Raw genomic sequence first — 19477 nt, 5'->3', positions numbered from 1 at the left:
ATTAAGCGGTTTGATGTGCAAACTTTTTATTATACATAATGTAAAGGGCAATAGATAAGGCCATTAAGAACAGTGCCCATTCATGCGGCTCGGGTACGGCGCCTGATGATTTCATGGAAGCGTTTTTGAGGCTGTTTTTATTTTCGTTGATGCCAAATCGCTCGTAATCTTTTTGTGTTTCGAGCACTATTGCGCTGGATACGGGCGATACAATATAAGCTTGCTCGGCTTCGGCAATAATACCGGGGTGCAAGTAGTCCTTTTTAAAGAAATCAGCACCTACTTTTTTCATAATATCATTATAAGCAAACAGGCGTAATAAATGGTCGGGCGCGTTTTGTGCAGGCCGACTGGCAACTTTTTGGATCAACAACCCGGCGTTTTCAATTACCACCGTCTTGTTGTTCTCCTGGTTTTGTATAAACTGGTGCCTGTGTAACAATCCGGCTAATTCACCGGTACTGCCATCAGCGTAATTTAACACCCGGAATTCTTTCAATGCTTTTAAGTAAGGCGTAAGCTCCTGCCCAATGTTGTAAAACCTGATATGCTTAGGTGTTTTTAAATAACCGGTAAGTTCTGTAGAAAAATCGCTGCCATTAAGATCGTTTAGGTTTGGCGCGCTAATGGTGCTTTTTGATATCAATAAAGCCTTTTCCGGCTCGGCTATTTCATTTACCGGGAACAGGCTGAAGTTTTGTAGAGTCATCAGCCCGTAAATCTCTTCGCGGTTACCTTTGTTAAGCTGTATCAGCTTATCTGCAAAAACATAAACCGGTTTATTGCTCACTTTTGTCCAAACCTGGTCAAATTCCGCTTTTGTCCATGAGCTGTTTAAATCCAGATAAATTTTATCCGGAGTAAAAGATTCATATTTTTTATCGTAGTTTTTTACCTGGTAAGTAGTGTCAGCAAAACTGAATGTTGCAGCGGCCAGTGCCGGTGCTTTGCAGGTTATATTCCAATCGGGGGCGTATGTTCTATCAGCACGGTAAACGCCCGGTGTTACCTGTTTAAATACCGGTGGCAGCAGCAGTCCCTTGGCTTCGCCGGCGTAAGTGATCTGCATGGTCTCCAAAGCGCCGGTAGCATCCGGGCCGTCAAAGAAAGCATTTTCATAAACCAGTTTGTCGCCCTGTTTGCTTAACGGACTGGTAATGCCTATTTTAAATTTGCGGTTCTCATCTGGAGTGCAAGGGAACACGCGTACGCTAACGGTGTTGCCTTCCTGCCAATGCACAACGGATGGGTCACGTCTTTCTACACCAACAATTTCATGATAAGCAGAATCCGCTTTGGCTTTAGTTGTGAGCCTTGATTTTTCTTCGTGCCCGTTTATCCACAAAGAAAGCGAGGATACAACTGAGTCCTCGGCCAGATGGAACGTATATATGGCTTCCTGCTGGCTCCATGCTGCTATAGCGTTGTTCCTGATAGTCAGCGTTTTTTCGGTATAAGCCATCCGGTATTCCGGGAATAATTTCACATTGCTGATAACGCTGATCGTTTCTAATTTATCGCCGCTCCATAAGCGCTCCTGTGCCTGGTGGCGCGAGTTGTAGATTGATTTCAGTATGTTTATCCGGTCGTTTTCGTCGAGGTTGGGTTTTTTGAATAACAATGTGGCCAATATTACCAGTGGATCATGTTGTTTTGGTTCATCGAAAGACTTAGATGGAAAACCTCCCCAAAAAATGTTTCCGTTTGATACCTCATGATATACGAGGCCTACCTTTAATATCCGCTCAGCTAAAGCAGATTTTTCCATATGCTGGCTCACATATACCCATGCAGGTACCTTAGCTTCGTTTAATATATTTTGGTTGATGAGCAAATTAATATTGTTGTTGGCGCTGTGCCAGCTTACCAAATAGTAAACCGCAAATAGCACAGGCAGTACAAAGCCACATAAAGCCGAATGCAGGATAGCCCGGTGTTGGCGAGAGGCCCTCATGATCAAAGCAACGGAGACAATAGCCAAGCATATGGGAACATAAGTATGCAGGGAAATACCTATGGCCAGGATGCCAATTACGCTTATCAGGTAAAGAGGCATTAGATAAATGGCGTAGTAGGTAAACAAAAGCAAGGCTGTACCAAGCAAAAAGAAAATTATGCAATTAAGCTGTTTAGATAGCGATTTGTACCACGAGGCCAGTATTACCACTATGGCTGATAACACTATCCACACGCACAACCAATTAACCGAGCTCTCAAACACGTTCATCTCAAGGTTAAGGGCAAATGCGCTTATAAACCACAATACCAGCAACAATACGGTATACTCAATTTTACCATCTGCAAAGCGCCAACTGTGTTTAGAGAAATTGCGGATGAACACCGCCAGCAGATATCCGCCCGAAATTACAAAATTGAGAAAAAACGCGCCAAAACCGTTGCGCATGCCTAGCTGGGCGTTGGTTGCTAAAATAATTGTTGATATAATGATAAGAATGATCCCTGCTGTTTGCAGCGGATCTTGTAAAAGGAACGCGGTTGTTTTTTTCATATTTTGCTATTAAAAGTACTTTGCATTTCAAAGTATGAGGATAAAAAAAATTACTTTTTCTGTTGCTTAATTAAATTTTCAAGAGCTTGCAAATGCTTTTTAAAAGCCTCGGTACCGGTGCGTGATGCCTGGTAACGGGTATTAGGTTTGCGGCCTAAAAAAGATTTGTTCACGGTTATATATTCGTCTTTCTCCAAAGCCTTTAAATGTGAAGCCAGGTTACCGTCGGTCACTTCTAAAAGTTCCTTTAACGAATTAAAGTCGTAACTTTCATTGGCCACCAGTACGCTCATAATTTGCAGGCGTATACGGTTTTCAAAAGCCTTGTCAAAATTATTTAGCGCTATTTTCACGGTCGTATTTAAAGTGCATAATAGTGCCATATAAAATATGCAGCACACCAAAACCAAAAGCCCAAAAGAAAAGGCCGTATCCCGGTAGCAGGGTAGCCAATAGCCCCAGGCCAATATCACACAGCCCCAACCATTTTACATCGCCAAAAGTGTATTGGCTGGCAGCAACCAGTGCCAGTCCGTAAAAGATCAGGCAACCAGGCGCTATGATGCCATAGTAGCCTTGCATTAGTAGCAACAGTACAAAACAGCCGCCGGTTAGCAATGGCAGGGCACCGCTTTTAAGTAAAGACTGGCTGCTTTGGTTCCAAACGCTTTGCCCCTTGCGTTTTGCCTTGCGGATGGTTAGCCATATCCCTGTGGCTATGGAAAGCACCAGTACAATTAACGCTATAAAAAATAGCTGAACAGTGATGTCATGGTTAAAATCAAGATAAGTATCAGTTCCGGCGTCTACATATAGTAGCTTGTAGGCAAGGCCAGCACCAATAAGTGCGTAAATACCTGCCAAAACACCAGATAACCCACTTAGCGAGATAAACCTTGTTGACCGCTCCATCAAATTCCTGATGGAGTTGATCTCTGAATACAAATCTTGTTCTTCCATATAAAGTACTTTGCACATCAAAGTAAAGACAAAGATCTTAATAACGCAAATTATTTAATTATTTTATTTATTACAGATATAATTTTGGAAGAATTTGAATGCCGGCTTATTCTTAATACCAATCTAATCCTCAAATTTACAAACTGCTAAAAACACCCAGCTTATAAATATTACCATTGTACGGATCTGCAGAGCTCAGCCAACTTTGCAAGGCGACCTGGGCAGTACAGGGCCCATAAGTAATGATTTTAATTTTTCTGTGCAGTGATTCTTTCCTCAAAATCTCTAAAACATCTTGCAAGATCTCACCTCTGAAAGGCGTAAACATAAAAAATACAGTCCCTTCGGAATAGTCTGCTTTACGTGCGTCGGTATTTATAAATGTCACATCAGATAAGTTCAGCGCAGCAGCACAATCCCTTGCATAATTGCAAAAAGCTGGCTCAAACTCTACACCTTTTACTGTGATTCCGGCTAGAAGATTTATCAGAATAGCTACCTGACCTAAGCCTGATCCCAAATCAAAAAAAACGTCTTCATTCATGAAATGAGATTTCTCTGCAAGTTCAATAACGATCCTGGCTGGTGTTTTTTGATAATACACCATTTCAGGTTCTAACTCTTTAGTCTGCTCCGGCATATCCTGAAAGGGGAATAACCCATTGATAAAAATATCAAGGTTATCATAACCTATTTCTTCCTGGCGTTGGTTATCGTCCAAATTAAAGTCGACGTATTCATTAATCAGGTTTTTGAATCCTTTTCTTGTATATCCCCCTGCCCGGATATTTGCCTGAAGTTTTTGAAACAGGTTAATATCAATTTTTTCCAGTTCGGCCTTTATTTTTTCAGCATGGTATTTCAATCCGATCAGTTCATCTGGTTGATCTGCTTTTCGCAGGAGCCCTTCTATCTGATCAATAACGTGAAACTCAATAAAGTCTACAGATTCAATACGCTTCTCAAAACTTTTCTCTTTATAGAGTGCCACATTTTCCTCTATTGCCTTGATATATAACTGTATTTCAAAGATGGCCTCTTTTACCGGGGAATCGCAATTAATAATGTCCGATACTTTTTTAGTCAATTTAGTATTTTGATTTTTTAGTGGCCTCAAAGGTATCGATTTCAAGCTTATTTGGGTGATCTGTGGTTGATTACAGGTATTCCATTATTATCATGAGCTTAGTTCTTCTCCCTACATGTTCAGCCTAACACCAACCATAAGTTTTGATTTATTTGCTTCAAAGTCATAAGCCGGCATTAACCAAATAGTTGATGAGAGCTTTGGGATATTGAATCGGAAGTTGGGCCCTACGCCGTGAAACCTCCAGGCGGTAACCCCGAGCGTAAACTGGTTAGAGTAGTTATGAAATAAGTTGGCCTTATACAAATAATTATCTTTTCCGCTACCCAATTCTCCTAAAATAGCAAACGATGTTTTTCCTTTCCCTGTCAATATGCTCGCACCAAACCGGGGACTACTTGTTCCTTGTTCAATACCAGTACTTGCACCAATACTAAATGACTTTGATGGAGCGTATGTAGCACCAATAAGTGCCTCACTCCATTTTTGTTCAATAAGACCAAAAAAAGTTAAAGAGATCTTCTCTGTAACTTTCTTTGATCCAAAGTAATTGATATTTGGTTCAACTGAGCCACCAGCAGTATATCTGCCGTATACCTCCAATTGGGCATGAGCCAAAAACGGCAGAGAGATAAGTAAAAGAGCAAAGATCTTTTTCATGTGATAAAGGACTAGCTTAATCAAGAGAATAGCAGGAATTGCACTTATCTCTGTGCTATTAAATAATAAGCGAAACCAGTATTTTATTTAGCGGTGGTTGTAAAGAAATTATCAATGCTCCACTCGTAAACAGGAATTGTTACAAGTAACAGGCTGGCAGCACAAACCGGAAATACGGCAAAATTGATTGGTGCTTTTATACCTAAAAACAAGGTCATTGCTAATGCAAAAATAAGTGTGAGTATGCAACTGCCAATTGCGGCTTGTCTTGTTTTAAATCCAATAATGAGTAGAATTCCAATTGCGGCTTCGGCTAAAGTGGCAATACTACCCATGATGTTAACAGCCGGTTTATCCAGAAAAGGCATTAATGTACCAGTATAGTTGATGAAGTTTTCCCAGTTGCCCCATTCAATATTTCTGGTGCCGAGAGGGCCCAAAAGACCCAGCCTGTCTGATACAGTTACGAGGAAGCCTATGCCTAACGCAACGCGCAAAAGAAGTTGTGGAATTTTAAATGAATTTTTCATAACATTAATTTTTATTGTTAATAATTTATGATGTAAAATTAGTGACTAACTGGGCTGCATTTACAGACCAGTTTTTAGAAAAATACCAGCCCAGATACCTGTCCCCACTCTTAACTAATACTTTCATTTACGATAATCTATATTAAACTATAGAGGGTAGTGGGTTATATTTGTATACCAATTTTTATAAAACTACAGCCCAGATGTTGCCCTACAAATCATTAATTCAGATTGATCGAAATGCACCAATAACACTATATATTCAAGTGTGCAATAGCTTTATATCATTGATCACGAATGGCACGCTACAGCCATCTGATCTATTACCAAGTTCCCGTATACTGGCAGAATTGATTGGTATTAACAGAAACACGGTAAAATTGGCTTATGAGGAATTGATCAGTCAGGGTTGGGCTGAATCTATTGAACGGAAGGGAGTGTTTGTGCTATCCAGGCTGCCTATACGTTCAAAAACCGTACTTTCTGAAGTGGGTAAAAGTAATAGCCCCCAAGAGGCTTTCATATGGACCAATAATTTTAAAAACGCGGTACCTAGTAAAAACCTTCAGAAAACTGTGCTCGCTATTGATGATGGCTTTCCTGATGTGCGCCTGGCACCAGTAGATCTGCTCATGCGCGAGTATCGAAGTCTTTCAAGAAGATTTTATGGTAGAAACTTTCTAAAATATGGTAGCTCAAAAGGATCAGAACATCTTCGCGTCGCTATTTGCAATTACCTTTCCAATACCAGGGGCTTAGTTGTTTCATCTGAAAATATACTAATTACAAAAGGCAGCCAGATGGGAATCTATTTAGCAGCGCAACTGCTGCTCCATCCTGCGGATAATATAGCAGTAGGAATTTCAAATTATGGTTTTGCAGACGATACCTTCAAACATGCCGGTGCTAACCTGCTGCGGATCCCTGTTGATGGCAAAGGGATGGATATTGATTATCTCGAAGAGATTTTACAGCACAAGAAAATAAAGGCGGTATACATTATACCGCATCATCACTTTCCAACAGCGGTAACAATGAGTACGGAGCGGAGATTAAAACTATTAAATCTCGCCAAAGAATACCGTTTTGCAATTGTCGAAGACGATTATGATTTTGATTTTCATTATGATAATAAACCCTATCTGCCATTAGCCAGTATTGATCACAATCAGAATGTGATCTACATTGGTTCTATTTCTAAAACTTTTGCCCCGGCCTTGCGCATTGGGTTTATGGTAGGGCCCTCCGCATTTGTTGAGGCCGCGTCTTCATTAAGAGAGCTGATAGATAAACAGGGGGACACACTGTTGGAAGAGGCATTTGCCGTGATGTTTGACGATGGTGAGATGGAAAGGCATTTTAGGAAGTCGTTAAAAATTTATAAGGAGCGCAGGAACCTTTTTTGTCATATACTCAAATCGGACTTTAAGGATGAGATAGAATTCAGGATCCCCGAGGGAGGACTTGCGGTGTGGGCGAATTTTGATAAAAAGGTCAACTTGATCAAAATGTCTGAAGATGCATCAAAAAAAGGGCTTTATATAGACAATGGAAATTTTTATAAGAACGAATCCTTTGTTACAAATGCAATGAGAATGGGTTTTGCTTCACTCGAAGAAAATGAAATGATAGAGGCGCTCGGGATCCTGAAAAAGCTAGTGAACTAAGTTCACTGGGCTACCCTTTATCTTGTAACTGGTATATTTAGCAGCAGTTTCATTCCTTTAATTTTGTGTTAAATAATTAAATCTTATAAATTTTTAAGAAATGAAAACACGAATTAAAATTGATAAAGTAGAGTCGGCAGGGTACAAAGCCGTTCTTGGACTGGAAAAATTCATTGAAAGCACACAGCTGACAAAAACCCATAAAGACCTCATTAAAATTAGAGCATCGCAAATAAACGGATGCGCGTTTTGTATTGATATGCACACTAAAGAAGCCCGTAAAGCCGGCGAAACAGAACAGCGTATTTATGCCCTTAATGCCTGGCGCGACACTCCGTTTTTCTCAGAAGAGGAACGCGCAATATTGGCCCTGACCGAAGAAGTGACTTTAATTAGCGGTCATGTAAAAGATGAAACATATGAGCAGGCTGCTAAAGTGCTGGAGGAGACTTATCTGGCACAAGTGATCTTAGCTATTATTACCATTAATGTATGGAACAGAATTGGCATTACAACCAACTTAATGTCAGCATAATTGATATAGGAATTGGCATATTTAGCATTAATGTAATAGCTCTTTTGTGGTAAACAATTATGGATAATACATATCAGATTAAAACAATCAAGACAGATCTTGAAATTCAACAATGTTGGGAGGTTGCTTTTTTGTTAAGGCCGCATCTGGATAAAAACAGCTGGCTTCCCATGATTTCAGAGATGATGCAAAATGAAAAATACTGCATCGCCGGAATTATGGATAACGACAAATTTGTTGCATTTGCAGGATACCGCGTCATGACTTCGTTGCATAGCGGTAATATAATTTATATTGATGACCTCTGCACGCTGGAATCTTATAGAGGGAAAGGCCTGGCTTCTCAATTATTAAGCCATGTAAAAGCTATTGCCGTATCAACAAATAAGGATGCAGTGGTGCTTGATACAAATTTTAATAACAATACCGCGCAAAAGCTGTATCTAAAGAGTGGGTTTCAACTCGCAGCGCTTCATCTTTCCTGTGATTTGAGGAAGTAGAATAGTATCGGGTTACATGAAAACATAAACGGGAAAGGTGCGACGACTTCGCATCTTTCCCGTTAAGTGGTTATTAAACTACAAGCTGGAACTCTTTTATCAATATTAACGCGGTTTTATTTGTATGCTATTGCCGCGCTTGATGGTCCTGCTAACGGAAGAAGCGAAGTTGATTTAAACCCCACAATATTTGCCCACCTGTTAAAGTCGGCAAATGTGTAATCAAATCCTGTTCCTGTTTCAATGAGCATATTCAAACTCATCATCATACCAAAAACGTTTTGCTTTCTTTCATCATCTATTATGCCCTCAATAGCTACAAATGCACCGTTGGCGGGGAGTGCATCATAAGCTTTTCTCATTAATGATATTTTATTTTCTTCGTCCCAATCATGCAGGATATTTCCCATTACAACAACGTCTGCCTTGGGTATTGGCATAGTGAAGAAGTCGCCGCTTGCGGCTTTTACCCGATCTGATAACCCGAATTGCTGTATGGTAGCGTTTGCAATAGGCTCAACCGGCGGCAGGTCAAAACTGGTACAATGCATATGGGGATTATGCTTTGCAACCATAAGTGAAAGCAACCCGGCCGAACCGCCTACATCAATTAGCGTTTTATACTTTGTAAAATCAAATTTTTGAGCAAAGGCCATAAAATTACCCATTTGGATACCACTCATTGCATTGGTAAATTCCTTTAATTTTTCAGGGTCCTTGTATATCAAACCGAAGAAATCTTCGCTTCTTTTTGTTTCGTTTTGCGGCAGCCCGGTAAGCAGCCCCTCGCCCAGGTTACCCCAAAAACCATATAAACGATTGTTCATCATTTCAAGGATACCTCCAATATATGATGGCTTGTTTATATCTAAAAAGGTATCTGTTTCTACAGTATTTGAATAAATAGCTGTATCCAAAATACCTTCACGCTTTAAAAACCCAAACACGGTTAAAGCATCTAAAAAATCATAAACATTCCTGTCTGTGCATTTAAACCCTAAAATATCTTTGACATCTTTTGCCGTCATAGTTTTCTTCTCGGCAAACTTGGTGAATAATTGAAAGCTTACTGCAGTCAAAAGAATTTTTGAGGCCCAAAAGCCTGTGCCAATTTTCATAATGTTTTCAGGCGATGGCTGATTAGTTTGCTGTTCCATTTTTTTTCTTATTAATTATCGGTTTTAATAAATTGGTAGCGCCTTCCACAAAATTTTACCGGAGGCAGGTAAAAATTAGGTTATCTAAAATACAGCGATTTAATTTGATATAAGAATAAAGAAGTTTTTATACTTGCGGTTGGTATTATCACCGCAGCATAAAATTAAAAAGAAATCTAACTAAAAAAGCTCTTAGATTTTCATCTAAGAGCTTTAAAGACAATCCTTTCCCATGGTGGGTCATTTAGTGGTCCCGACGAGAATCGAACTCATATCTAGAGTTTAGGAAACTCCTATTCTATCCGTTGAACTACGGGACCAGTTTTTTATTTCGGCTTCGGACACTCAATTTTAGAATTTCCTTGTCCGGCTGCAAAGGTGCAAATTTTGAATGAGTTAGTCAAACACATTTGCACATCTGTATTTCAGTCTATCTTATTACAGAGCCATTTGGCATATTATCTGCAGGGGCAACAAAACTGAGCTTACCTTCGGCGTTCTCAGCCATTAGTATCATCCCCTGCGACATGATACCTTTTATCTCCCGTGGCTCCAGGTTAACCAATATGCTTACCTGCTTACCTATAATTGCTTCGGGCTCGTAATGCTCTGCGATGCCCGATACTACTGTTCGCTCATCAATACCTGTATTAATGGTCATCTTTAAGAGCTTTTTGGTTTTAGCAACCTTTTCTGCGGTTAAAATAGTGCCCGTACGGATATCCATCCCAACAAAATCATCAAATGTAATGCTGGCTTTTGCCGGTGCTATTATTGGTTGCTGTACCACTGCCGATGCTTTCTTTTTATCGGCCAGCTTTTGTATTTGAAGATCTATTACCTCGTCCTCAACCTTTTCAAATAACAAGGCAGCCGCATTTAACTGGTGGCCGTTTGCAAATTCTATCTCCTGATCAAACGTTACTGCATCAACATTCAGCATGCCGAATATTTTTGTAGCGGTTGCAGGCAAAAATGGCTGCAGGCAGGTGGCCAGGTGTCCAATGAGTGTTAAACTGTTATGCAAGGCGGTTTTAGCAGCCGCAGGGTCACTTTTAATTGTTTTCCAGGGCTCTTGCTCGGTTAGGTAACGGTTGCCTAAGCGGGCTATATCCATTACATTCTGCAGGGCGGCACGGAAACGGTAGCTTTCCATATTTTTGCCCAGTTCGTCGTAGTATCCACCTAATTCTGCATCTACTTTAGTATCGGTCAATTTAATAAAGGCACTATCACTTTCAACCTTACCGTCGTAATATTTGTGCATTAATATCATTACCCGGTTCACATAGTTTCCTAATATTGCAACCAGTTCGTTATTAATGCGGGCCTGATAATCTTTCCATGTGAATTCGCTGTCGCTGGTTTCTGGCAGGATGGAGGTAAGCACATAACGCAATTCATCTTGCTTACCAGGGAACTCTTCCAGATACTCATGCAACCAAACCGCATGGTTACGTGAGGTGGAAAGCTTATCACCCTCCAGGTTTAAAAACTCATTAGCGGGTACGTTTTGTGGTAAAATATAATCGCCATGCGCCTTTAATATAGCAGGGAATATAATGCAATGAAATACAATATTATCTTTACCAATGAAGTGCATCAGGCAGGCATCATCTTCGGTATTAGCTTGCTTTTTCCAGTATAGCTGCCAATCTTTCCCTTTATCAATAGCCCATTGTTTTGTGGCAGATATGTAGCCTATCGGCGCATCCATCCACACATATAGCTTTTTGCCTTTAGCTTCTGCTAACGGAACGTCAATACCCCAATCTAAATCCCGCGTCATGGAGCGTGGCTGCAAGCCTGATTTTAACCACGACCGGCATTGCCCAAATACGTTTACTTTCCACTCACCTTCCTTTTCATCGATCCATTTTTCTAACCAGGGTTGATATTTATCCAACGGTAAATACCAATGTTTAGTTGGTTTTAAAATTGGTTTTTTACTGCTTAGGGTTGATATCGGGTCAATCAGATCAGTAGGATTTAATGAGGTGCCGCAGTTCTCGCATTGGTCGCCGTAGGCCCTGTCATAGCTGCAAACGGGGCAGGTTCCCGTAATGTAGCGGTCGGCCAGGAACTGGTCAAACTCTTCATCGTAATACTGTTCAGAGTATTTCTCAATAAACTCACCCTTTTCATATAGGTTCAGGAAAAACTCCTGCGACAGATCATGATGTATGGCAGATGAGGTACGGTGATAAATATCAAATGATATCCCAAACTCCTCAAAACTACCTTTTATCTGGTTGTGATATTTATCAATTATAGCCTGTGGGGTAGTGCCTTCTTTTTTCGCTTTTATTGTGATGGCCGCGCCATGCTCATCCGAGCCGCAAATGTACACCACATCTTTTTTCATCAGTCTAAGGTAGCGCACAAAAATATCGGCAGGCAGGTATGCGCCCGCCAGGTGGCCAATGTGTAACGGCCCGTTTGCATAAGGCAGCGCCGAGGTTATAGTGTATCTTTTAAATTTATTAAGTTGCGACATTAAACAGGGATGTTTATTAATTTGCAAAGATAATTTTTTTAAGTCAGAATGTTGGGAAAGACGGAAAGTCCGGAAGACAAATTGATTTCTGACTTCAAATATCTATCTTAAAAACTTTCAGATCTATGCGCACTGCCCAGCTTCCTGATTCTTCCATTCCTTACCTGCAAAAAGGCGATAAAGTTGCCATTACCTGCCCGGCTAAAAAACTGCCTATACCCATGACGGATGTTGTAAACCTGTTAACCAGCTGGGGATTGGAAGTGGTGTTGGGCGAAACTGTTACTGCATCATACAACCAATTTGCCGGTGATGATGAATTACGGGCCAAAGATATGCAGCGTTTTATTAATGACGATAGCATAAAGGCCATAATTGCCGCCCGTGGCGGATATGGCACCATCCGCATGGTGGATATGGTTGATTTTTCAGTGCTACAAAAACACCCCAAGTGGCTGGTAGGCTTTAGCGATATCACCCTGTTGCATTCGCACATCATTACTAATTATAACTTGCCCTGTATACATGGGCAAATGCCTCTAAACATACCCGATGCTTCGGCCTATTCCTTAGAAACATTGAGGAGGGCCTTATTTGGTGAAGAACTATCCTACCAAATAGATGCAAACCCCTTAAACCGTACCGGCAATGCACAAGGCATTTTAGTAGGCGGTAACTTATCTTTATTAATAGCAATAGCGGGCTCTGTATCTGACATTGACTATACCGGTAAGATATTATTTATTGAGGATGTAGGCGAATATCTTTACGCCGTTGACAGGATGTTACACAGCCTTAAACGTGCCGGTAAGCTTAAAAACCTGGCCGGGCTAATTGTTGGGGGCTTTACAGATATTAAAGACAATGAGATCCCATTTGGGCAAACCATACCGGAAATGGTTATGAATGTTGTAGCTGAATATAGCTACCCCGTATGCTTTGATTTCCCTGCCGGGCATGTATCAAATAACTGCAGCCTTATTTTAGGTAAAAAATTAAATTTATCGGTTAAAACTCAATGGGTTAGTATTAGTTATTAGTAAACACATTAAAACAAATTAGTATGGCATACTTAAGCAAACTTGGTAATCACCGCAATTTCGGCCTGTTATTTATCCGTTTAGGATTAGGTGCAATGTTCATTTACCACGGTTATCCTAAATTATTAGGCGGCCCGGAGAGCTGGGCAGGTTTAGGTGCCTCTACAAAATATGTTGGTATAACCTTTTTGCCGGTAGTATGGGGCCTTTTATCGGCATTAACTGAAACTGTTGGCGGTTTGTTTATTATGCTTGGGCTGGCATTTCGCCCGGTTTGTGTGCTGCTGGTAATTAACCTGATTGTAGCTGCAGCTACCCATTTTGGCAAGGGGGATGGCCTGTCGGGGGCATCGCATGCTATTGAAGCTGCTATTATGTTTGCCGGCTTATTTTTTGTTGGCCCTGGTAGTTATAGCGTAGATAAAAAATAAGACCACCTGTTAATGCAATTGGTCTTATCAAAATATATATAATACAACCTAATATAGGTAAACAAAAAAAGCCCCGCTCAATTGAGCGGGGCTTTTTTAATATTAGATGAAATACTTATTATGGTCTTGGACCTTGTAACACCCAAGTTTCATCACAAGTAGTCCGTACTGTGCTGCCTGGTTGTAACATAAAATATTTAACCTTAAATGTTGCACCTGCGGTACCAGGGGTACCAGAAGTAAACTTGTTTATACCAGTAGGGTCAAGTTTAGCAGATCTTCCGTTTGCTGCAGGTTGGCCGTAATAATTAACTACGCTGGTTATATTACCAGCATCATCAAATGTGAATACGGGCGCCCATGTTCCATAGTATGAATCTCCTCCACCATTTAAAAATCTGTGTCCAAATGTACCTGAGTAACCGTAATCAAACATTGCAACACTATTTGCGGTCATGGTATACAAATCAAACCCTGTTGGAGATTTAGCTGTAGCACCAGGTAATGTTGCGTCAACTAATGTACCAGTAACTGTATACCTTCCATCATACTTATTTTTAGCCCCCACAACAACTAATATAGTACCATAGTTACCGCTTATAGTACCTGATGATACTGAAGCAATATGTATAGGCAAGATATAAGCTTGTGACAGATCAAACTGATTTGGTTTTAGGGTTACAGTAAGCTGTGCCAAATTTTGACCTTTTTTAATAACTACCGATGAAGGCATAGTAAACAATGTTGCAGGCAATGCTGTAAAATCGCTTTCAGTATAGTCATTATAGGCTTCTATTTTAGTAGGGTCGCTATCTAAATTAACAGTAATATCCTGTGGTGCAGGTTGGCCCCCTGTATAACCTATGTTAACAACAATTGTTGCGCTTGGCACAAGTTCATATGATTGCGTATAAACAGCCACCGGAGAATTCAAATCTGATGTTGGAGCCGCAAACGTATTTGTTGAAATTTCAATTACTGGTGGCGATCCTCCCGGAGGTAGGTTAACATTCTTGTCTTTTAAACATGAAGTTAAGCCTGTAGCTGTAATGGCTAAAAATAAAACGCTTAAATATTTTTTCATTTTCTTATGTTTTTATATTAGTTAATATCCCAGAATATTTTTGAAGTAAAGTTATTTACAGCAGCAGGCACATTGGCACTGTTCAATGAATATTCTGAACTTGGATACTGTATTCTGGTTGGCAACTTGTCGGCAGCAGTTGAAGCACTAAGTGTTGATGCTGCATTTGTTACAGCAGTACCATTCGGAACAGTCCTCGGATAGCCGGTTCTGCGGTATTCATTATAGCACTCATCACCGTGAATAAAGTTCAACGCTATCCATTTTTGGGTAATAATGGCTTCTAAACGTTTCGGCTGCGTAGTTAAACCATCAAAAACAACTAAATCATTGCCTAAACCACCTACATTACTAGCTATATAAGCAGCAGCATCAGCTGTTGCCTGAGCCGAGGTGTATGCTTTACCACCTGCTGAAACAAATGAATAACCACCTGCCTGGTCTTTGTATAAGTATTTAAACGATGCTTCAATACCTTTATTGAAATTACCTGTAGCACCTTGCGCATTAGCTAAGCTACCTACCAAGCCTATAGTATTGGCTTCGGCTTGTAAGAAATAGCTTTCTGCAGCAAGCATAATAGGATGCCCCATTGCCGGGCCTTTTAAAACTCCTACACCAACAGCAGCAGTACCAGATCCTGTTCCGCTGAACCAGCCAGAACCATTTGGAGATACCGGGTTGTTAGAACTACCTAACTGACCTGTGGATGCGGTTAAGCTCTTATACACTACAGCACCACGATTAGGATCAGAAATTTTCTTACTGTCATAAAAACCTACTGCGTAAGCTGTTGGCTCCTGTGATAAACCTGAACCTGCAGCGGTACCAGAGAAGGTATAAGCAAAAGTGTTCCATTGCGGGTTTTGCTTACCATCCTGGCCACCAACATAGCCTGGTTGCACAATTGCGTCATCAGAAAGGAATGTTGCACCAGCAAGCTTTGCTTTCTCTGTTGCGAAAACAGAAGCAAGTGCAGGCACAGCTTGTACACGGATAAGCATCCTTAACTTAATGGTATTAGCAAATGCTTTCCATTTAGTCATATCACCACTAAACAATACATCAACTTTACCAGAAGGACCCTGGTTTATAGATGTAACACCTGCAGTTGCATTATCGATGCTTGCAATAGCAGTATTTAACTGAGCAAAAAGATCTGTGTAAATATCTTCTGCCTTGTCATATTTAGGAGTTGTGTTAGCAGCTCCCTGTACCGCTTCTGTGTAAGGCACATCTCCATAAGTATCAACTAAACGCTGGTAAGCAAACGCACGCATAATACGTGCTGCCGCGTTATAATACCTGTCGTTACCATCGGTAGTAGAATTGTTTACAACGTATTGATAATCGTTAATGTTATCATAACTGTTCTGAAACAAGTTGGTATAATCGGTAGTAGCAAAGTTATATGTGGTTTGTGAACCAAATGCACCATAACCACCTGCGTTAGCTATTTGGCCATCAGTATATGCTCCATAACTATTAAACTGAGAACTATATGATGCCGTAGATACAATAGCCTGTGGTAGGATAAGGTCTGGTGTTGATGATATCGGTGCATTTGGATTTGTATTAACATCCAAATATTTTTTACATGATGTGGCTGTGACAACCAACCCGCACACCATTAATATGTTAAATAATCTTTTCATGTTTGTTTAAGAATTAAAAGTTTAATGATACAGTAGCACCATAATACCTTGTAGGTGGCGTTTGGCCCAATGAGTTAATACCAATAGCGTTAGTATCAGTAAAGTTATACTCAGGATCCGTGTAAATGTTTGATTTTGGTACGAACAAGAACAAGTTACGGCCTTGTATACCAACTGTAGCACCCTTTACATATTTTCCGTTACCAAATAATGATTTTGGCAAATCATATTGTAATGAAATTTCGCGGATTTTCCAAGATGCAGCATTTGTAACATAATTAGAAGCGATGTTCAAGTTACGGTTATTATCTGCGAAGAAACCATTACCACCATCAGCAACTGTAATGTTTGTATTGGCTACATATTGGCCTGTTGCTGCATCTAAATAAGATGAGTTAGGGAATACAAAACGCTCACGATCATAAATTACAGTTCTTGCACCGGCACCAGAGAAGTCAAAGCTACCTGAGCTATTGTAAATAACATAACCACCACGATATTCAGCTAATGCTGATAAACGAACGGTTTTGTATCTTAATTCAAGGTTAATTCCTAAACGATCTGTTGGTTGAGTGTTTCCTAAATTAACCTGTACTGGGTTTACAGAAGGGTAACCATTTATAGGATCAACAATTACACGACCTTGAGGATCACGATTGTAGTCAGAACCCAATAATACCGGGAAAGGCTGACCTTTAATTGCATAAACCTGTGCATTAGTACCTGTAGAAAGAGCAAGTCTTTCTAAATCATTAGAAATAGAAACAACTTTATTGGTTACGTGGGTATAGTTAGCACCTACTGTTAACTGCCAGCCTGTTGAGGTTCTGAAAGGTATAACCGATAATGCTGTTTCAATACCGTTGTTATCTACTCTACCAGTGTTTACTAAATAACTTGAGAAACCTGAAGCAGATGAAACACCTGCAGGTACAGTTTGATTAGTTGTTTGTGTTGAGTAATAAGTTACGCTTGCAGTAACACGGTTATCAAACATATCTGCATCAGCACCAAATTCATAACCTTTAGTTATTTCTGGTTTTAATGATGCTGATACTACCCTGCCATCAAGACCGTAACCCGGGCCTGTGCTGAAAGGATATCCGCTTGATTGTGTAAAGATCGCGTTAAGTGCAAATGGATCAATGTTAGCCTGACCAATTTTAGACACACCGGCTCTTAATTTCAATGAATTAAGGATACGACTATCTTTTAAAGACTCTAACAAGTTAGTAGGGATAAAAGAAATGTCGGCAGCTGGGTAGAAGAAAGAACGGTTTTCAGGAGCTAATACTGATAACCAGTCGTTACGACCGGTAACGTGTAAAGTTAAGTAGTTTTCATATGATAACTTTAAGTCACCATAGATACTTTGCTGACGACGGCGGGTATCTCCTTGAGTACCACCAGTGGTAGCAGTATACCTTTGACCAACGTTAAACAAATCACGCTGAACCAAACCAGAAGCAGTGATGTTTTGGTTTTGGCCATTGTTGTCTCTTATGCCGGCACCTGCAGTAAACGTTACGTTAAATTTATTATAACGTTTATCAAATGTAGCCAGGAAATCGCTATTTAACTGAGTAGCAAAATCGCTATAGTTATTAACACTACCTGGTATATCATTCTTTTTAACAGATGCTGTTGCAATAGATTTTGTATAGGCATCTAACACAAATTTGTTTACAACATCTTTATAAGATGTGTTTATAGTTGTAACACCTACACGGTAAGTGAATGAAAGGAAATCTAAAGGATTCCATTTCAACTCGGCATTACCAATGAAGTTATCATTCCTTGTTTTACGACGATTGTTGTCAATAGTAAAGTAAGGGTTTGGATAATATTCGTTATAATAGTTGTTAGGGTTAGCATAAATGTCATTTCTCCAGTCACTGTATTTAGTGATATCAATTTGCGGTGGAGTTTGCAATAACTGATCATAAACAGAAGCTGTTTGTGAAGTCACATCATATCTGTGTTGGATATAGTTAGCGCTATAAGTAACGTTTATACGATCACCCAATTTACGTGTACCGTTTGCACGAACCTGAGCACGGTTGTATTTATCATTAGGTGTTGTACCTTTTTGAGTTACATACTGGCCAGAAAGATAGAAGGTTGATTTATCATCACCTGTTGATAAAGCAAGGTCTGTTTGGTTTAAAATACCAGTATCCCAGAATTTGCTTTTGCCATCATTTGCAGAGTAAGGTACCATTTGTATGCTACCATCAGGCAACGGCCTACCAATTGGAACAATTGAACCATCAAATCTTGGTCCGTATTGTTGATTTTCAAATGGGATGTATAACTGAACGTCGGTGTTTGAACCAGAACCAAACTCATTTTGAGTTTTAGGGTTGTAGCTCACTTGCTCTAAACTGGTAGTATTACCAATTTTGATGCTTGTTACACCTCTTTTACCTTTTTTGGTTGTTACCAATAATGCACCGTTTGATGCATCTGAACCGTAAAGGGCTGCTGCACCTGCACCATTCAACACTTGAATGTCTTCAATGTCTTCAGGGTTAAGGCTGCTTAAAATAGAACTTGGTACAATTACGTTGTCAATAACGATCAAGGCCTGGTTGTTACCAAGTAATGAACGGTTACCACGTAATACTAAACGAACAGTTGGGTTAACACCACTACCTACAGTATTTACCTGTAAACCTGCTACTTTACCAGAAAGCGCAGAGGCAACGTTGATAGCCTTACCTTGTGTAAGTTCTTTTGCCTTAACAGTAGTTGAAGCATAACCCTGCTCGCGTTTTTGTACGCTTAAACCACCCGCAGATACCACAACCTCATTTAGTTGCTTAGTGTCTGAAGATAAGGTAATGGTCATGTTGTTACCACCACCAATGGCAACGCTTTGGGTTGTAAAACCAAGGAATCTTACCTCAAGTGTGCTTGCAGATGCAGGAACGCTTAAGGTAAATTTACCTGTTGTGTTGGTTTGAGTGCCAATTGTAGTTCCCTTTACCGCAACTGTTACACCAGGGATGGGTAAGCCATCCTCCTTAGCAACTACGGTACCGGTAACTGTACGATTTTGTGCATATACCTGTGTTATGCATAACACCAGGAAACACAAACTTACTAGTAGAAGTTTTTTCATGTTTGTTAATAATAAGATCAGTTAATAGTTAATTAATCATA

General features: G+C 40.1%; 16 protein-coding genes and 1 tRNA gene. 5 read left to right on the top strand and 12 right to left on the bottom strand.

Annotation, left to right across the window (positions count from 1 at the left end):
* Position 1: 1 nt before the first annotated feature.
* The 6 genes from WC743_RS04970 to WC743_RS04945 all read right to left on the bottom strand — a co-directional run bounded on the left by WC743_RS04970 (position 2) and on the right by WC743_RS04945 (position 5746).
* On the bottom strand, positions 2–2509 hold the full coding sequence (locus WC743_RS04970) for an XrtN system VIT domain-containing protein (RefSeq protein ID WP_373010716.1): 2508 nt from the start codon (positions 2507–2509) through the stop codon (positions 2–4).
* Between the two features lie 50 nt (positions 2510–2559).
* A complete protein-coding gene (locus WC743_RS04965; protein WP_373010715.1) occupies positions 2560–2862 on the bottom strand; it encodes a winged helix-turn-helix domain-containing protein in 303 nt (100 codons plus the stop codon).
* Positions 2843–3469, bottom strand: coding sequence for a hypothetical protein (locus WC743_RS04960; protein ID WP_373010714.1), 627 nt, complete (start codon positions 3467–3469; stop codon positions 2843–2845). The genes WC743_RS04965 and WC743_RS04960 overlap by 20 nt, the downstream gene beginning before the upstream one ends.
* Before the next feature lie 136 nt (positions 3470–3605).
* Positions 3606–4556 (bottom strand): class I SAM-dependent methyltransferase, encoded by a 951-nt coding sequence (locus WC743_RS04955; RefSeq protein WP_373010712.1) that lies wholly within the window; start codon positions 4554–4556, stop codon positions 3606–3608.
* A 111-nt stretch (positions 4557–4667) separates the two neighbouring features.
* The gene (locus WC743_RS04950) at positions 4668–5216 is read right to left on the bottom strand and encodes a hypothetical protein (RefSeq protein ID WP_373010710.1); all 549 of its coding nucleotides are present in this window, start codon (positions 5214–5216) and stop codon (positions 4668–4670) included.
* Between the two features lie 83 nt (positions 5217–5299).
* Positions 5300–5746, bottom strand: coding sequence for a hypothetical protein (locus WC743_RS04945; protein ID WP_373010709.1), 447 nt, complete (start codon positions 5744–5746; stop codon positions 5300–5302).
* A gap of 203 nt (positions 5747–5949) precedes the next feature.
* On the opposite strand from WC743_RS04945, the gene WC743_RS04940 reads away from it, so the two are divergent.
* From WC743_RS04940 to WC743_RS04930, 3 genes are all read left to right on the top strand, one after another.
* Positions 5950–7413 carry a PLP-dependent aminotransferase family protein gene (locus WC743_RS04940; RefSeq protein WP_373010708.1) on the top strand — a complete coding sequence of 488 codons (1464 nt, stop codon included), beginning with the start codon at positions 5950–5952 and terminating at the stop codon, positions 7411–7413.
* A 100-nt stretch (positions 7414–7513) separates the two neighbouring features.
* Complete coding sequence (locus WC743_RS04935; protein WP_373010707.1) at positions 7514–7948, top strand: carboxymuconolactone decarboxylase family protein; 435 nt, start codon at positions 7514–7516, stop codon at positions 7946–7948.
* 59 nt (positions 7949–8007) lie between these two features.
* Positions 8008–8448, top strand: coding sequence for a GNAT family N-acetyltransferase (locus tag WC743_RS04930; RefSeq protein ID WP_373010706.1), 441 nt, complete (start codon positions 8008–8010; stop codon positions 8446–8448).
* A gap of 116 nt (positions 8449–8564) precedes the next feature.
* Here WC743_RS04930 and WC743_RS04925 read toward each other — a convergent pair whose 3' ends face one another.
* The 3 genes from WC743_RS04925 to metG form a co-directional block, all read right to left on the bottom strand.
* Positions 8565–9605 carry a methyltransferase gene (locus WC743_RS04925; RefSeq protein ID WP_373010705.1) on the bottom strand — a complete coding sequence of 347 codons (1041 nt, stop codon included), beginning with the start codon at positions 9603–9605 and terminating at the stop codon, positions 8565–8567.
* Positions 9606–9853: 248 nt separating this feature from the next.
* Positions 9854–9925, bottom strand: a tRNA-Arg gene (locus WC743_RS04920).
* 110 nt (positions 9926–10035) lie between these two features.
* Complete coding sequence (metG, locus tag WC743_RS04915) at positions 10036–12102, bottom strand: methionine--tRNA ligase (RefSeq protein WP_373010704.1); 2067 nt, start codon at positions 12100–12102, stop codon at positions 10036–10038.
* 125 nt (positions 12103–12227) lie between these two features.
* Here metG and WC743_RS04910 point away from each other — a divergent pair, with 125 nt between their 5' ends.
* Both WC743_RS04910 and WC743_RS04905 read left to right on the top strand, forming a co-directional pair.
* Positions 12228–13142: an LD-carboxypeptidase gene (locus tag WC743_RS04910; protein WP_373010703.1), complete on the top strand. Its 915-nt coding sequence runs from the start codon at positions 12228–12230 to the stop codon at positions 13140–13142.
* Positions 13143–13165: 23 nt separating this feature from the next.
* Entirely contained in the window at positions 13166–13573 is a 408-nt protein-coding gene (locus WC743_RS04905; RefSeq protein ID WP_373010702.1) for a DoxX family protein, read from the top strand.
* Positions 13574–13691: 118 nt separating this feature from the next.
* On the opposite strand, the gene WC743_RS04900 is transcribed toward WC743_RS04905, so the two are convergent.
* From WC743_RS04900 to WC743_RS04890, 3 genes are read right to left on the bottom strand one after another with little or no spacing between them, the layout of a single operon-like run.
* Positions 13692–14657 carry a DUF1735 domain-containing protein gene (locus tag WC743_RS04900; protein WP_373010701.1) on the bottom strand — a complete coding sequence of 322 codons (966 nt, stop codon included), beginning with the start codon at positions 14655–14657 and terminating at the stop codon, positions 13692–13694.
* A gap of 17 nt (positions 14658–14674) precedes the next feature.
* Positions 14675–16312, bottom strand: a complete 1638-nt coding sequence (locus WC743_RS04895; RefSeq protein WP_373010699.1) for a SusD/RagB family nutrient-binding outer membrane lipoprotein — start codon at positions 16310–16312, stop codon at positions 14675–14677.
* A gap of 13 nt (positions 16313–16325) precedes the next feature.
* On the bottom strand, positions 16326–19436 hold the full coding sequence (locus WC743_RS04890; RefSeq protein ID WP_373010698.1) for a SusC/RagA family TonB-linked outer membrane protein: 3111 nt from the start codon (positions 19434–19436) through the stop codon (positions 16326–16328).
* Positions 19437–19477 lie beyond the last annotated feature (41 nt).

The organism is Mucilaginibacter sp., from assembly GCF_041660805.1.
Taxonomy (GTDB): Bacteria; Bacteroidota; Bacteroidia; order Sphingobacteriales; family Sphingobacteriaceae; genus Mucilaginibacter.
This window is presented reverse-complemented; position numbering and strand designations above follow the sequence as displayed.

Excerpts from the sequence above, each read along its gene's own strand:
- WC743_RS04970 (WP_373010716.1), bottom strand. The coding sequence starts at position 2,509 with ATGAAAAAAACAACCGCGTTCCTTTTACAAGATCCGCTGCAAACAGCA.
- WC743_RS04960 (WP_373010714.1), bottom strand. The coding sequence starts at position 3,469 with ATGGAAGAACAAGATTTGTATTCAGAGATCAACTCCATCAGGAATTTG.
- WC743_RS04950 (WP_373010710.1), bottom strand. The coding sequence starts at position 5,216 with ATGAAAAAGATCTTTGCTCTTTTACTTATCTCTCTGCCGTTTTTGGCT.
- WC743_RS04945 (WP_373010709.1), bottom strand. The coding sequence starts at position 5,746 with ATGAAAAATTCATTTAAAATTCCACAACTTCTTTTGCGCGTTGCGTTA.
- WC743_RS04940 (WP_373010708.1), top strand. The coding sequence starts at position 5,950 with ATGTTGCCCTACAAATCATTAATTCAGATTGATCGAAATGCACCAATA.
- WC743_RS04935 (WP_373010707.1), top strand. The coding sequence starts at position 7,514 with ATGAAAACACGAATTAAAATTGATAAAGTAGAGTCGGCAGGGTACAAA.
- WC743_RS04930 (WP_373010706.1), top strand. The coding sequence starts at position 8,008 with ATGGATAATACATATCAGATTAAAACAATCAAGACAGATCTTGAAATT.
- WC743_RS04925 (WP_373010705.1), bottom strand. The coding sequence starts at position 9,605 with ATGGAACAGCAAACTAATCAGCCATCGCCTGAAAACATTATGAAAATT.
- metG (WP_373010704.1), bottom strand. The coding sequence starts at position 12,102 with ATGTCGCAACTTAATAAATTTAAAAGATACACTATAACCTCGGCGCTG.
- WC743_RS04910 (WP_373010703.1), top strand. The coding sequence starts at position 12,228 with ATGCGCACTGCCCAGCTTCCTGATTCTTCCATTCCTTACCTGCAAAAA.
- WC743_RS04905 (WP_373010702.1), top strand. The coding sequence starts at position 13,166 with ATGGCATACTTAAGCAAACTTGGTAATCACCGCAATTTCGGCCTGTTA.
- WC743_RS04900 (WP_373010701.1), bottom strand. The coding sequence starts at position 14,657 with ATGAAAAAATATTTAAGCGTTTTATTTTTAGCCATTACAGCTACAGGC.
- WC743_RS04895 (WP_373010699.1), bottom strand. The coding sequence starts at position 16,312 with ATGAAAAGATTATTTAACATATTAATGGTGTGCGGGTTGGTTGTCACA.
- WC743_RS04890 (WP_373010698.1), bottom strand. The coding sequence starts at position 19,436 with ATGAAAAAACTTCTACTAGTAAGTTTGTGTTTCCTGGTGTTATGCATA.